Consider the following 523-nt stretch of genomic DNA (forward strand, 5'->3'; position numbering starts at 1 on the left):
CTTGCTTCACCATCATTTGCTGGCATGCCAATGACGCCCGCGTTCAGCCAGTAGTGATTAGCATCAAGTTGCTGGCCAAAAGGGATTCCGCAATGTCCACCTATCATGACATTGGCGTGCGCGGTCTCTAACTGCTTTTGTTTCTCTTTGGTGCTGCTAGACGCGAAAATAAACTGGTTCTGTTGTTCAAGTCCACCATGAATGACATGCATTGCTGTGTGGTTATAGGAAAAACTAATCGACGTTGGTAAGGTCGCCATCCAGTTTTTTGACTCTTTGTTCACTGCTTTACGAGCAAACGCAAACCATTGTTTCGAAGCGATATCGCAAACACTCTCTTCATCGAATCCGCAACCGCAGTCTTCCTTGTCGTTCGCTAAAGAGTCCTCGCAATTGCCTTGCACAACGTGAATTCCCCAATCGCGAATAAGGTCTATCGTTTCTTGTGCTTGCGCGCAGTAAGCCACAACATCTCCTGTACATATTATATTTGTGGCGGGTACCTGCAGTTCTGCCGACTTTT

Annotated in this window: 1 pseudogene; it reads right to left on the bottom strand. The window is 46.8% G+C overall.

Going from position 1 to position 523, the window contains the following annotated elements:
* Positions 1–467, bottom strand: a pseudogene (locus A3750_RS04100) (metallophosphoesterase family protein); the annotation flags it as partial.
* Between the last annotated feature and the right edge of the window lie 56 nt (positions 468–523).

This window comes from Oleiphilus sp. HI0079, from assembly GCF_001635105.1.